This window comes from Bacteroidota bacterium (assembly GCA_019637975.1).
Lineage (GTDB): Bacteria > Bacteroidota > Ignavibacteria > UBA10030 > UBA6906 > CAADGV01.
In genome coordinates, this window is record JAHBUR010000010.1 from 35,837 (window position 1) to 51,033 (window position 15,197).

Consider the following 15,197-nt stretch of genomic DNA (forward strand, 5'->3'; position numbering starts at 1 on the left):
GAATTTATCGTGTGCTGTACACCGATACCTGGGCGCGTTCACTGATACGTGACTGCGCGCCGTTATCGGCAACAACCTGGACACCGTACACGTATGCGCCATCGCCGAGAAGTTCAGCGTCCGTGAAGGTCTGTTGTCCTGCCGGAACGGCTTTGAACTGACTGAACGGAGAGCCCTTTGCCGAACGATAGATCAGAAAATGAAACTTTTCCTCTTTCCTCTCGGCGTACGACCAAGTAACTACTACCTTGTTCTGAACCGGATCAAACCGGGCGCTGAGGCCGGTAACAGGTGGGCGCACACCGGTGTCGTACGGACGGCCTTGCACGGAAAGCAGCGCCATTGCACGCAAGCCGCTGCTATCAACCGCCTCTATCTGATATTCGTACATTACGCTTTGCTTCACGGCTTTGTCGGTATACTCGGAAGCCGTGCGTGAAAGTACCGCAAGTCTCGCCCAACTCGCCGAATCGGCAGGACGACGGTAAAGAACATGCGACTGTACATCTTCACTTGTGCTGGCGGCCCATTTCAACATCACAGCCGAGTCGCTGACTTGCACATCGGTGAACACCGGTGCATCCGGCGGAACACGGTCGGGCCTGCGCAACGCAAGAATGGGCGACAGTTCGGAATGATTGTAGCGATTGTTGACAGCCGCAATTCTGTAATAGATGTACCGCGTGAGTGTGTTGACTTCAACCGTATCGGTGAATGTCGTATCACGCCACACATCGCCGGTAAGCTGGGCAAACTCATGGTCGGCGGCATTTGCGCGAAGCACACGATAGCCGAAGATGTTGCGTTCAGAATTCTTATTCCACTTCAAACGAACAACGCCATTTGTGTCGATCACGCCAGAAAGACCGCGCGGAATTGCCGGCGGGGTCGAATCAATTACAAATCCCATCACCGGAAATGCCGCCGCCGTATTTCCCGCCGTGTCTATTGATGAAACAAGGTAGTAGGGCTCGGCATCGTCAGGACGCTCGTCGATGAACGTGCGCGCCGACGGCGGCAGCGGCCTCGGCGTAATTGGCCGGAAGTTGCTGTCGGATAATGCACTGCGGGAGACGATAAATCCCGCAAGATCCGCATCGACTTGGATGACATCCCACGTCAAACGGATTCTGTTCCTCTCGATCTGTTCGGGATTCTTGACGATGGGCGGAGCGGGCGGCGTGAGGTCGCGTCCCATCGCCTCGACTTCCGCGTGCGGACCCAACTCGCCGAAGGCGTTGATTCCCCGAACACGATATTTGTACGGCCTGTAGTTGACGATTGTGCTGTCGGTGTACACGCCGACTCCGCGCTGCACGGTATCCGTTCGCGTGACCATCACAATCGGTGTCGAGTTGAGCTTGTTGAATGTTCGACCGCCATCTTCCGAACGGTAGATGTTGTATCCGGTGTGGGGGTTTGTCTGCAATTCATCCCAACGGATTTCTATTCTGCCGTCGAGTCCGCGGGCTGTGAGGTTTGCAGGCTGGGGGTTCGGCTCCGCCGGGCGGACGACCACGGTAATTTCCCCGGCGTCGATCCTGTAATCCCACGGCTCGTTCAGCCTTATCCGGTACGTGTATGTTTCTCCGGCTCGCACACTTCTGTCAACATATCGCAATCCCAATGCCGTTGCGATAAAGGGATCGTTGTCGGCGGCAAAGAGTGCATAGCTATAGAGATTCATGCTGAGTTCCGCCATTGCCCCCACGGTATCGCCGCCGGTCGGAATCAATTCCAGCAGCACGGAATCTCCCCACACTGCCTGCAACGCAAGCGGTAGAAGCGCGTTCTCGCGGTTTGCTTCGATGGCGTCAATGAACAGTTCCGGGAGCCAGGGATGAAGCGTGTCGGGGGTGAGGCGCACAAACTGTCCGGCACCCGTGCGACGCTCGATAACATAGCCCGTCCGGTTTGCGATGTACCAACCGTGCGGTGTGTTCGGCGCCCAACGCAAAACGACGGAGTCGTTGCTCGTTCTTGCCAACACTTTGATTTGCGCGAAACCGGGATCGCGAGGAACCTGTGATTGCGGTGTTGAAGGATCTTGCTGCGAGAACGCCATCCCCCCTATCGCGAACAGAACCGCCGCCCCCGCGCCGAGGAAAAATCGTGTTCTCATATTCTGCACTCCGTTCCTTTGCTAAACTGGAATGTACAATGGCCTTTCACCAGGCCGCCGAGAATACTGTAGTTCCCTTTGATCGTACCTTTGACCCAAAGAGGATTCGGGCCGCCTGCTTCAAGCAACGCCGCCGCACTAACACCAAGAATTTCGTAGTTGCCGCGGTACCCGACATAACTTGCCTTGCACCACTTGCATATCTTGCAATACCACGGCCCGCACGGCTTGTATGTCCAGAATCCGATATCAACATAAAGACCGATGGATGCGTTCACCCACGCATACAGTTGTCCCTGAGCCTGCCAGCCGTTGACGCCTGTACAGCGTGTCTGTTTCAGCATGGCGATATCAAAACCGCCGCCGGCACTGACTTGACCGTAAAAAATGGAGAACGTTTGTCTGCCGGTATCAAAGGAGATGGATGCGCCGAACGCAAAGCCGTTCCCTGCAGCAATGCGTGTATCCCGATTCGACGACGGACTCCCGATCACATTCCGAACCTGCGGCGGAGGCGGGGGAGGCGGAGGCAATCCTTTCCCCATCATCAGGTACGCTTGCGCACTCGGCATCCACGATGCGAGCGAGACGCTTATTCTGCTGCTCGGTTCCCCGATCTTCACATACCATGTCGATTGCTCGACGTGTATCACCATTGTTCCGTTGCCCCGTACAGGCGTGGCGTTGATGTTCACGTTAAAGACGCCATGCAGAGTTTTTGTGGGGAAGTTGTATGTGATGTCGCAGAACATCGTAACCTTTGCATTTTGCCGTGCAGTCACTTCCGCCATCATGTAGCCGTTGCCTTGCAACGAAATGCGGCCCATAGAAACAGTACCGGCTGAGGCGTTGCGCTGCAATTCGATTTCCAGAATCACATCACAATTGAATGCAACGGATGAAGGATATGTTCCGAGAACGATCATCGCCTTGAAGCCGAACGTACCGTTGTTGGGCACAAACCGGAATCCCGACGCTGTAGCGCCCGGTGTCGGGCCGGCTACGCCCGATGAAGTCGGCACAGGAGGATTGGCCGGACCCTCGCGCCGCATGTTGTACCAGAAGCCACCGCCGAGTCCGTAGAAACCGACACCGGTGGTTCCGAACGCTATGCCCGGATTGAATATCCCTTTCGCATCGACGTAGAAATACCGGAAGCCGCTTACCTGCCCGAATTGTACCGTCGAGGTAACAGTGATGCGCTGGATAATATCCGCCTTGATTGCCCCTCTGAATCCGGAGCCGTAGATCGGATCATCACGATAAAGTTTGATGTAGCCGAGGATTTTTACCGGCCCTAAGTCGGCATTCACGCCGACAGAATCGAGCTCGATACTATGGAACGCGAACTTCTGCCCCGGCCCCGTCAGGTTCAACTCGCCCCATATTTTCAACGTCGTGCCGCCGCTGATGGCATTCGAGCCCGGAGCAACATTCACGCTGATGGTGAATTTGACACCCGACAGGTCTTTGCCTTGCCGCGTCGTATTCTCCAAATCGATATTGGAGATGGAGACAGGAAACCCTGCCAGCCCTTTTTGCGGGCTTGCAAAGCTGAACGTCCCCTTCGTGAAGTAGGGCTTCACGGATTGCAACTTCATGTTCTGGAAGCCGACGCCCGGAAGTTTGACGTCGGGGATTCCGCCGATGTTTCCCGCAATCGACACACTGCCGTTGAGCACCGCCGAGGCGATCATTTTCCTCTGCGGATTATTATTGGTGATAGTGATGTTGGATGTCGGCTGGAGTTTGATCTTCGCCTTCCAAATATCGGCCGCGAATGAATCGCCCGGGGTAATCACAAATGCGTACGTGAGTGTCTTTACGGTGTCGGATGATCCAGGCCTCGACAACGTCGCGGAATACAGCATCGGGCTTTCCGAAATCGGCATCTTGATCTTCCCCTTCATCCATCCCGAACGGAGCGAACTGCTCACAACTTCGACGGCAAGCGTATCCAGACTTCCGCCCCAATCTCCAAAATTGCCGTTCGGATACATGAAGACGTTCTCCGCACGGAAACTGCCCGTGATCCCCACCTTCGTAATCAACAAATTCTGAACGGCAAGCTGCGGCGGCTGAGTTGTGTTGAACGTTCGCAACTGCGGCGGCAGAGAAATGCTCGCCCGCTTGATGTAGAATCCCGTCCACGTATTGTCCGTGATGCCGACATACCCGGCCGGGAAAACAATGCCCGTCGGATTCTCCTCCACCGACTTGTCGAACACCATTTCCTGCACTTCCAGCACGAACCCGGGCGCGCTGGTGATCTCGCATCTGTCGAGATTTGCAGAAGCGATGAAGTTGCCGCCGCGGGAAATGTGTGTGAGGAACTTCGCCTTCACTTTCGAAACGCCATCATCCGTCGGGAAGGGACGCAGCCACGAACGAGGAAAATCGACATGCACCGCAAGCCGCAAATCCTTGAAGCCCTTGCAGTCAAGCGTCACGACACAGCCCGAATCGGCGGCAGAGGAAGCAAGGAATCGGAACCCCCACGAATCGCCGGATGTGTAGCCGAGATCATTCGGCAGATACAATTGAATGTTCCCGTCACCGCCGATACCTGTCGGCGAGAAGCAGATGTTGCGCGCGCCGAGGCTCAGCGCAATGTCAGCTCCCCAATCAGGCATCGGGTACGACATTGCCATGTTCATGTACGCGGCAGTCGGCTTGAACACCATGCCGATAATGCCGACAACGTAGCGCTGACCCGCAATTTCTTTATCCAATCCAATCGGCAACGTCAGCGGGGCAACGCCCCCAAGAGCGCTGACGAGTCGCGTCGCATCGCTGGCAATCGCATGAATCGTTGAGATCTTTTGTGGCGTGAGACCCAACGCGGAGCCGAGTCCGTTGGCTTCTGCTTCGGTGAGCGGGGAGTTTTCCGTCTGCTCGGCCGTGACTTCGCCGTCGAACACTTCTTTCAAACTGTTAACTTTAAGTCCCGTAAACTTGACTTTCAAGTTCGCCTTGAACATCGGGATCTTGATCTCTCCCTTGCCGGAGAGATTGGCCGCCCCGCCTGAAACCTCTGTAAGCATCAGGTTGAACTTGCCGATCTTTACGGTATCGCCCTGAACAAATGGTATTGAAGCGGGAGTCGTGTTCGTCGGAGCCGGCGCGCTGCACACATCGCGACACTCGCCGCCTCCGGCAACGGTACCCGGAGCGTACTTGAATTTGTACGCTGGTGTTGTCGACGTATCGACTGTACACTGCACGCCGTCTTTGCGGACGAGATTCCTGTCGTACTTCAAATCGAATTTCCAGACGTACCAATTGCCCGCTTCCGGCGTGAAGGAGAATTGCGGGTCGCTTCCGCTCATCTTCACTTCAAGACGCGAGTTCATCGAATCGATTTCCGTCAAACCCAACGTTGTCGCGGAGACATTGAAACCGAGCAGGAATGTCGGCGTCCGTCCCATCACCGTCGTCATCACTTCGCTGGAATCATTCATCTTCCATACGCGCAAACGTCCCTGCGTCAGCCGGTTGAAGTTGAGGGCCGGACTCGCGTTCACGACAAACTTCGGCTTCTCGCTGCTTGTGAGTACAACGCCCGCCTCCGGCGTATGCACTACCATGCGAATGCATTCACTCGGCGGAATGGGCGGCGGCGGGGGAGGTGGCGGCGGAATCTGCGTTCCTTTGTACACGAATGTGAAAATCTGGCTTCTGCCGTTGTTCGTTGTTGCGGGGTAGTCATTCTGGTCAAGAACTTGTATTTGCCACGCGTAGCGTTTCCCCTGAACCAACGCTTGTGCGGCAATCGGATACACGAGACTCGTTATTGCGAGGTTCAAATCTTCATAGTGGGGATTGTTGGACGCCAACGCTTGCGCGGGGACCTGTCCCTGCAGCACTTCCACTATTCTGAGTTGGTATCGAAGCGTGAATGTCGGCGGAACGGTGACGGGAGTCCAGGAAAAAATCGGATACTGCGGCGCGACGGAATCCTGATTGGCGGGTGAAATCAGTTGCGGCGGGTCGGGATAGACGATGGTGAACACCTGCGAGCAGATGTTTTGGAGAATCATCCCTCCACTCGCGTTTCGTATATCCACGCATGCAATGTACTCTCCTTCCGGCAACCTGCCGCTCCGAATGGCCTGCTGACGAATCGACGCGTCGTACGTGACATTCTGAAGAGAAAGGAATTGCGTGTTGTTAAGGATGGTCGAAGGACCGGGCATGAGTGTCTGCGGACTGCTTGTGCCGGTGATAATCGGCGCCCCACCCGCACGGCGGGTAATCCGCAAGTCGATGGTCACTTGCTGCCCGCCGAGATTGGTAAGCGTCAGGAATCCTATCGAAGGATTTGTTTGCCATTCGCCGGGATAAGGGGAAGGGAAAGGTTGAACGAAGAGTGTTGCGCCGGGTATCGTCTGCGCGCTTGCGGCAAAAGGAATCGTGCAACAACACAGAACTGCCAGCAGAATTGAAAGAGTTCTTGACCGGAACTTCATCTCAACCTCCTATGTGATGGATGCCCAAAGAACTGAAACCCCCGTGTCGTCTTTGTCAATATCGCCGGGCGGCCCCACAGGTAGGCCGGGCGACAAGGAGCTTGGCCCGCACAAATGCAGGCGGGTACCAAGCTATGAAGTTAATCCGTATGAAGCCTTCTCACGAAACCAGTCCGGGGAGTGTGGCGGACTCAATGCTGTGTTGTTACGAAATGAATTGCCGGGAACGTAATGCGGCAATATATATGAGACCAGTACCGGGGGATATATAACGAAATCTCAAGGACTTAAGCAAGATACAGAGATGGGAAACTTCCGGGATTGAAGCGGATGCTCACTTCCCCTTCTTCTTCAGAAAAGCCCTGTTGTTCTCCTTCAACAACGCCGCCAACACTTTCGTGTCAACATCTGCAAGCTTCTTGAAACGGACGCAACTTCTGCCGATACTCGCCTTCGGCAGTTTTGCTTTGTACGATTCGGCGATGTAGCCGTTGTTGGTGGACATACAAGCATAGAGTGAGATGTAGTTCTTCTGGCTTGCAAGCGCAATCGAAACCCAATCCCCTTCCCTGCCTGAAGGATATTTGTAATGGAACTTCCCGTACCCGATCATGCCGTAAAAGATCATCGGCTTGAGGCCGGTGGTTTTCTGAATCAACTTGTTCAGCTCGGCAAGCTCGGATTTTCTCGGCTCTGCCAGCCCGTTGATATACTCGCGGGGAGTTTTGGCTTTGGAATTTCCTTTCATAAAGATCTCCTTTGGATTGATCAAAAACTCGTTGTCAAGAGACAAGCAGAGAGCCGAACAGGTGAGCCGTATTTTTCACCTCAACCACGCCATCACCGTCATGACAATCCCCGCAAAGTACAATGTACCGAAAATGGTTTTGTTGTACCGGGCGAGCCATTCCGGTAAATAAATGTCAAAGTTGTCGCGCCGATCATCTGTATGCCGTGCGGCAACGGCAGTCAGCGGACAGGCCCATGAGTTGAAGACGATCACCATCACCTCGACAAAAACAATCCCGATCAACGCAAAAGCAACGGTGAGTTTGCCGGCGTACGCTGCAATCGGAATTGTGACGATGCAGGCGGCAAAAAAAGCCCAAATGACTGTATGCAGCATCTTGATGGCGTGCAGAGAATCGAGTTTGATCATTGAGTTCTTTATGAAGGTGAACTTCATGAGCGGCCAGCCGCACGGGAGAACCGGATACTGCCTGTACCGGCCCTGCGCCGGGGAAATCTCCATTACGAATGGCGGAAGAAATAATCGGAAAAAAGCAAATGGCAAGCAAGAAATGCTAAAAACTTTCGCGGGAGACTGTGAGACGAATGCAAAATCTTGTATCTTGTACCGTTCAAGGTTCACACAATTCAACGATTCATCCGACACGCATGAAAATCGCATATCTCGATACCATCGCGGGCATTGCCGGCGACATGACGCTTGCGGCATTCGTTAACGCGGGAATGCCGCTCGACGAACTCTCCTCCGAACTGAAGAAGCTTCCTCTCAACGGCTTCGAGCTGATCGGCAGGCATGTGATGCGCAACTCCATCAGTGCCGTGCATATCGACGTTGCCATCTCTCACACACCGCATTATCACCGCCATCTCAAAGACATCAATGCCATCATTGATGGCAGCACGTTATCGCAACGAGTAAAGGAAGATGCGAAATCGATCTTTCACGTCATAGGCGAAGCGGAGGCAAAGGTTCACAACACAACGTTGGAAAAGATTCATTTCCATGAAGTTGGCGCGCTGGATTCAATAGTCGATATCGTCGGCGTTGCGATATGCCTCGAGAAATTCGGAATCGAGAGAGTCTATACATCACCTGTCCGGCTCGGCAGCGGCGGGTTGGTCAAAACGCAGCATGGCGTTATGCCGACACCGGCTCCGGCGACGATGGAAATACTGAGAAACTATCCGACGGTCTTAACCGACATCCCGGAAGAGTTGACTACGCCGACCGGCGCAGGAATCGTGAAGGCGCTGTCGGCGGGAGTGCTGGATGATGAAGAGATTCATGCAGAAACGATCGGCTACGGGTCGGGCACAAAAGAATTCGCGCAAATTCCCAACCTGCTCCGCATCGTTATTGGCGAGCTTGAATCACACACCGGGCACGAGCAGATTGTCACCGTCGAAACCAATATCGACGATATGAACCCGCAAGTCTATCCCTATCTTATCGACAAGCTCATCGAAGCCGGCGCGCATGACGCTTATCTAATTCCGATAATTATGAAGAAGGGACGTCCCGGTATTCTGCTTTCTGTGATGACGGGGAAATCGCGTCTCGAAACAATCACGCACATCATCTATAAGGAAACGTCCACTATCGGGCTGCGGATTCAGGAGATCGGGAGAAGAAGATTGCCGCGTGAGCATGTGGAAGTTCAGACACAATTCGGGCCCGTGAAAGCAAAAGCCGTCACGCGTAACGGATCTGTCACCCTCTCGCCGGAGTTTGAGGAATGCCGTCGGATTGCCGGCGAGCGCGGAATACCGCTTCTCCGGGTTCAGGAGGAACTGCTGAGGGAATTTTCTTCGCGAAAATCCTGACAAGCGCTTGCCTCTGGCTTTCCCCGCGCGTATCTTTGTAAGGCAAAGCCCGTAGCGTTGCTGTGTGCGGTGGTCGGCAGTGCCCGGTATACTCCCGCCGAAGCATCAAAACCTGCGTTCGAAATCCAACACATTTCCATCACATTACGTAAGGAGACACCATGAACATTGTCAAACAATTGCGGAGGAGTGCAGCCGTTGCGATAGCGGGAGCTCTGGTCGTTGCAACGACGCTTTCTCTGACGGTGGAGAATATTTCGCTCGAACGCATGACGCAGGAATCGCATACGGTTGTGTACGGAACCGTACTTTCGTCCCGTTCGCAATGGGAGGGAAACAACATCTACACATACACAACTCTGCGGGTGAAGGAATCGTTGAAGGGCGAAAAGGGCTCGACACTCACCGTGAAGCAACTCGGCGGAACAGTCGGAGAAATTTCCCAGGAAATCAGCGGCTCGCCGACTCTTCGCGGAAACGAGGATGTTGTGCTGTTTCTCGTCCGGTGGCAAAATGAGTATTGGATTCATTCGATTGTTCTTGGAAAATTCAGCGTGGTCAGCAAAGAGAACAGGCTCGTCGCCTACAACGATCTGAACAACATCGGCCTTATCGATCCTGTCACGAAACAGGAGATTACCCGTCCGAACGAAAAAGCAAATCACATCCCGCTGCAGAATTTTCTTGCGGAAGTCAGTTCATTCATCGCCAAACAATCACGCTGAGGAGAATGAACATGATACTCATCAAGAGAATGCTCCGTCGATTTGCAACAGCATCATTCCTGACAAGCGTAGGTGTTGTACTTGCAGGTTTCTGCATCATCACTAACACGGCAGGGAATCATCGCATCTATTTCAACAGCTCAATTCCGCTGACGATCCGGTTGAACTCCTCCACGCCCGCGAACTATCTGCCTCCCATCGAAGCGGCGGCACAGACATGGAAGAACGTGCAAGGGTCGTTCTTCGAATTCACCTTCGGCCCGACGACAACAACATCGGGACCGGGACAGGACGGCATCAATCTGCTGTTCTTTGATTTGCAGGGAGTGAATTTCCCGCCGCCGACCAGCGTCATCGCATTCTCTCAAACATTCACGACCACATCGGGCGGTTACCGCGCTATTGAATCCGATCTGGTTTGGAATGCCCGCGACTTCCCGCCCAGCCCAACCGGGGCGCCGGGAGCCCAGGATTTGCAAAGCGTTGTGACGCATGAATTCGGGCACCACCTCGGTCTCGACCATACCGGATTGCCGGGCGGAGCAAGCTCGGGGTGCGGGCCGCAAGTACAAGCCGCGGCAATGTGGTGGTCTTCTTCGAGCGGCGATACATCGAAGCGCAGACTTCATGTTGAAGATATTATGGGGGTGAGCGTGTTGTATCCGTCGTGGCGGCTGCAAGGAACTGTCACGCTCGGCCCTACGCCGGTGAACGGATACCCGTTGTGGTTCCGCGGGACAAAGGCCTCCTGGGTCGGGCCGGTTGAAAATCCTATCGGCTCACGTTTCAACAGAAGCGGATATGTGGTTGACACGCTGTACACCGACATTGCGGGACAGTATGCGAGCTACATCATCGACCAATCGTTTGATCTGATTGCCGACGGATTCGGATACGAGCGGGATTCCACGCGCATTCAGTTCGACCCGCCGGGCGGAATCGGCGTTACGCAGACGCTTGTTCGTAACGTTCAACTTCAGCAAACGCCCATCGCTGCCCTCTCGGGAACAGTCAGGGATGCCGCAACGCAAGCGCCCGTGCAGGCGTGGGTTCGCTTTTACGGCGTGGGGGATCCGAACGGGCTGACGGCATCCATTCTCACTCCGGCCAACGGAAGTTTCTCGGCAAACATGCCATCGAAAGAATTCTACCGTGTTGTCGTTTCCCCTGTTGCCCCGTATGTTGACAATGTTGAGATTCAGAATTTCTATCTCGATCCGGCAGGCAGCTCATTGAATGTTGATGTGCAGAAAGCAGAAGTCCTGATTGTGGATGACGATGCCGGAGCCTCTTATCAAACTACGTACAAAGCGACAATGGAACGATTGGGAATGCCGAGCCGGACATTCAGCATTGCCGACAGCGGCGCGACACCGGCGGCAGTTCTGGCGGCGTTTCCGCAAAAGCCTCTGTTAATTTGGTTCACCGGAAATGACACGCAGAATTCCCTGACGCAGGCCGAGCGCCTCGTGATTGTTGACCATCTGGCCGGAGGCGGAAGAGCCATCATCACCGGACAGAATATTGCAGAATACTCGCAGGCGGGCGATACGTTGCTTGCCCGTTACTTGGGCATTCAGTTCAACGGAAACTCGACAGCCCTCTTCCTGCGAGGGTTTGCCGGCGACGTCATAGGCGACGGAGTAAACTACTTGATGACCGGAGGGCCCGGGCCGCAAAATTCGAAAGACATTATCTCCATTGTTCCGGGAAGCATCGGTACGCCAACTCCGACACTCTACTATTCGGTCGGAAGCGACAGTTCACTCTATGCCGGCGTGCGTGTTGTCGGGCCGAACAATGCCTGGGGCGCGACGTATTTTTCGTTCGGACTTGAAGGAATGAGCCCTGCACGGCAGGATACGTTCATCCTCCGAAGCATCCGTTACTTCAATGATTTTGTGACGGGCGTGCAGACTTCTCCGAACCCGACCATTCCGGAGGAATTTGTTCTCGGCCAGAATTATCCCAATCCCTTCAATCCAACAACACAAATCACGTACGGATTGCCGGAGCGGAGTTCCGTACGCATCACCATCTACAATTCTCTCGGTCAGCAAATTGTGAGACTTGTTGATGATGTAAAACCGGCCGGCTATTATACGATTGTGTGGAATGGAAGGAACACTGCCGGCGCGAATGTATCGAGCGGCGTGTACTTATACACAATGGAAGTAGAAAAGGGATCCCGGTTCATTCAAACCCGAAAGCTCGTTCTCATCAGGTAAAACATCTGGCGGTAAGGATATCAGGCGTTAGAATGCCGGGCGAACAAGCAGTTACAGGCCGAGGCAGGGGTTCATCAGAGCCCCTGCCTTTTTCATTCCCACCTTCTTGCACCTTATAAAAAGAAGCCTTAATCTAAAGAGAATTGTTTCTCCCCCCTGTAAGGATTTCGAGGTTATCCAGAAAATTCATTCACGAAAGGCTACCATGAAGCACGTTTCCACAGCAGCACTGTTTCTGATCCTCCCGATTCTCGCATTCGGCCAAATAGCGCAAGGCCCTGCAGCGGGATCCATTTCTTCCGGCGCTATTGTCAGCACAGACAATTTTGAGAATATCGACAGTCCGTTTGAAGGCGGACAAGCCACCCACATCCATCCCGAATTCATTCTGCATCCGCCGAAGACCCCGATGCCTGCGCCGACAGGACCCGAGGGCTCCAATCTGATCAACGATCCGTCGGTGATGCCCAACTCGCGGATACTCGGTCCGCCGCCCATCACGCTTTCCAGCTTCATGGGCAACAACCAGTTCGGCGGATTTCCTCCCGACCCGATCATTGCCGCCGGCCCGAATCACCTGATGCATCTTGTGAACAGCTCGTTCCGCATCAGCGACAAAGCCGGCAACACCCTCAAAACCATCAGCGCGGATGCCTGGTACTCCAGCGTCCTGCCTAATCCCGGCGCGTTCGATCCGAAAGTGTTTTACGATTTCCATGCAAACCGCTGGGTGATGGTGTGGGATAATCAGAACAGCACAACGCAAACATCCTTCTTCCTCGTTTCCGTTTCCGACGATGACAATCCGCTGGGCGTCTGGTTCAACTGGGCGATTCCTTCCAACGTGTACGGCTCTTCCAACAGCGGCACATGGCAGGATTACCAGTCTGCAGGATTTGACAAAGATGCATACTACATTACCGGGCGGCATTTCGGCTTCATCAGCGGATATTTCGGGAATGCGGTTCGTGTTCTGCCGAAGGCGCAGTTTCTTGGAGCAAATCCCGGCGCGATCACGTGGTATGATTTCTGGGCATTGAGGGATTTGTTTGGAAATGATGTTGACGGCATCCGCCCGACATTCGTGTATTCGGCCCCCAACGAATACTATCTCGGCGGGCCACCCAGCGTGACGAACGGAACCTACATGGTTGTGTATAGAATCACAAATCCGCTGGGCGTGCCGGCAATTTCGGCAACACATATCCCGGTGGTTGCGTGGTCGAATGCGCCTAATGCCGGACAGCAAGGAGGTGGAACCGCAATCGAAGCAGGCGGCTCACGCGTACGGCATGAACTGATCTATCGCGACAGCTCACTCTGGATAGCACATTCCATTGCCGCCAACGGCGGATATTCGGCCGTACGCTATCTGCGCATCAACATCCCGACAAATACCGCTGTGGAGGACGGAGCCCTCGGGGCACCGGGCTTCTGGCATTTCTATCCGGCTCTTGCCGTTGATAAAGACGACAACATCGGCATTACCTTTTCACGCTCGGGCGAGAACGAATACGCAGGAGCTTTCTATACGTGGAGATTCGGCACGGATCCCGTCAATGTGTTGCGACCAACGGAACTCATCCGGCCCGGAGTTGCAAACTACCAGCGGCTCGGCAGCGGGCGCAACCGCTGGGGAGATTACATGGGCGCGGCTCTCGATCCTGCGGACAAGAACGCATTGTGGTTCCTGACGGAGTATGTCTCATCCGCCAATAACTACAATGTGTGGGTGCATGGAATTCGCCTGGCTCCGTATTCGAATGCCACAATCACATCAAGCGTAACCACGAAGGATTTCGGACGGATCGAGGCGACATTCCGGAGCGACACACTTGAGGTTTTGCTGAACAACATCGGCTCACCGAATCTCGTTATCTCCAACATCTCAAAAAGCAACCCGGCATACAATCTCCTCAATCTTCCTTCATTCCCTGCAAACCTCGCAACCTACGACTCGCTGAAGTTCAGAGTCTACTTCCAACCGCCTGCGCACGGAGTTGTCAACGACACAATCAACATTGCAAGCAACGACCCGGCAGTTCCCGTCCTGAAGATTGCAGTGACGGGCAAGGGCGTTGTCATCGGCAGGGCGATGGCGGGAGTGATGTATGGAGCCTCCGGCCCTCCGGCAACAAGTTCGTTACACACGATCAATCTGACAACCGGGGCCGCAACCACAATCGGCGAGACAGGACTGTTTGATGTACAGGGACTCGCCATTCATCCGACAACGAGCGAGATTTATGCAGCGGTTACCGTTCCTACATCTACTCAATTGTACCGGCTCAGCGCGCAATACGGCGATGCTATTCCGGCAAAGTCGCTGCTCGTCGGCAACGCCCGCGCTCTTATTTTCGACAGCGACGGATCTCTGTACGCCGGAACGAATACGGGCGTTTTGTATCGCGTGAACATTGCCACCGGCGATACCACACGCATCGGCAGCACAAGCGGCGTTGTGTACTCGGGACTTGCCCGAAACCCTGTGAACGGATCACTGTGGGGATCGGTACGCCCCCCGATTGTCGGGCGTGACAACATTTACAAAATCAACACGACAACCGGAGTAGCCACATTGGTGGGCACAACCGGTGGCGGGAACATCACTCCTGATATTGCGTTTGATCCGATAGGAAGGCTCTTCGGGATCAAGGGCACATCAACCCAAATCGATACGTTGATTCAGATCGATACAACGACGGCATTCGGCACACGTCTCGGCTCGATGGGTATTGCGGGTATTCAGACGATGGCAATGCGCATCGATTCGACGACCAACGTGAGGGAAATACCCGCAACCACGCCGAACCGGTTCGTGCTTCAACAAAACTATCCGAATCCTTTCAACCCGGCTACCACGATCAAATTCCAGATTCCCGCCGGTAGCTTCGTAACGCTGAAGGTGTTTGATGTGTTGGGGAGGGAAGTTGTGACGCTTGTGCAGCAGAACCTCAACACGGGAGCGTACGAAGCCACATTCAATGCAACAGACTTTTCAAGTGGAATCTACTTCTACCGGCTGCAGGCAGGCGAGTCTGTTGACACGAAGAAGATGATACTGACGAAGTAACGGTGA

Annotated in this window: 8 protein-coding genes; 4 read left to right on the plus strand and 4 right to left on the minus strand. The window is 54.3% G+C overall.

The window, feature by feature from the left end; genetic code table 11:
* Positions 1–4: 4 nt before the first annotated feature.
* The 4 genes from KF749_07210 to KF749_07225 all read right to left on the minus strand — a co-directional run bounded on the left by KF749_07210 (position 5) and on the right by KF749_07225 (position 7,777).
* On the minus strand, positions 5–2,122 hold the full coding sequence (locus KF749_07210) for a hypothetical protein (protein ID MBX2990941.1): 2,118 nt from the start codon (positions 2,120–2,122) through the stop codon (positions 5–7).
* A complete protein-coding gene (locus tag KF749_07215; GenBank protein MBX2990942.1) occupies positions 2,119–6,591 on the minus strand; it encodes a hypothetical protein in 4,473 nt (1,490 codons plus the stop codon). Before KF749_07215 ends, KF749_07210 begins: the two co-directional genes overlap by 4 nt.
* Positions 6,592–6,925: 334 nt before the next feature.
* A complete protein-coding gene (locus tag KF749_07220) occupies positions 6,926–7,339 on the minus strand; it encodes a DUF1801 domain-containing protein (GenBank protein MBX2990943.1) in 414 nt (137 codons plus the stop codon).
* A 75-nt stretch (positions 7,340–7,414) separates the two neighbouring features.
* Positions 7,415–7,777 carry a hypothetical protein gene (locus KF749_07225; GenBank protein MBX2990944.1) on the minus strand — a complete coding sequence of 121 codons (363 nt, stop codon included), beginning with the start codon at positions 7,775–7,777 and terminating at the stop codon, positions 7,415–7,417.
* Positions 7,778–7,989: 212 nt separating this feature from the next.
* On the opposite strand from KF749_07225, the gene larC reads away from it, so the two are divergent.
* From larC to KF749_07245, 4 genes are all read left to right on the plus strand, one after another.
* Positions 7,990–9,165: a nickel pincer cofactor biosynthesis protein LarC gene (larC, locus tag KF749_07230; protein MBX2990945.1), complete on the plus strand. Its 1,176-nt coding sequence runs from the start codon at positions 7,990–7,992 to the stop codon at positions 9,163–9,165.
* A gap of 161 nt (positions 9,166–9,326) precedes the next feature.
* A complete protein-coding gene (locus KF749_07235) occupies positions 9,327–9,890 on the plus strand; it encodes a hypothetical protein (protein MBX2990946.1) in 564 nt (187 codons plus the stop codon).
* Positions 9,891–9,901: 11 nt separating this feature from the next.
* Positions 9,902–12,118, plus strand: coding sequence for a T9SS type A sorting domain-containing protein (locus KF749_07240; protein ID MBX2990947.1), 2,217 nt, complete (start codon positions 9,902–9,904; stop codon positions 12,116–12,118).
* Positions 12,119–13,763: 1,645 nt separating this feature from the next.
* Positions 13,764–15,191 (plus strand): T9SS type A sorting domain-containing protein, encoded by a 1,428-nt coding sequence (locus KF749_07245; protein MBX2990948.1) that lies wholly within the window; start codon positions 13,764–13,766, stop codon positions 15,189–15,191.
* Positions 15,192–15,197 lie beyond the last annotated feature (6 nt).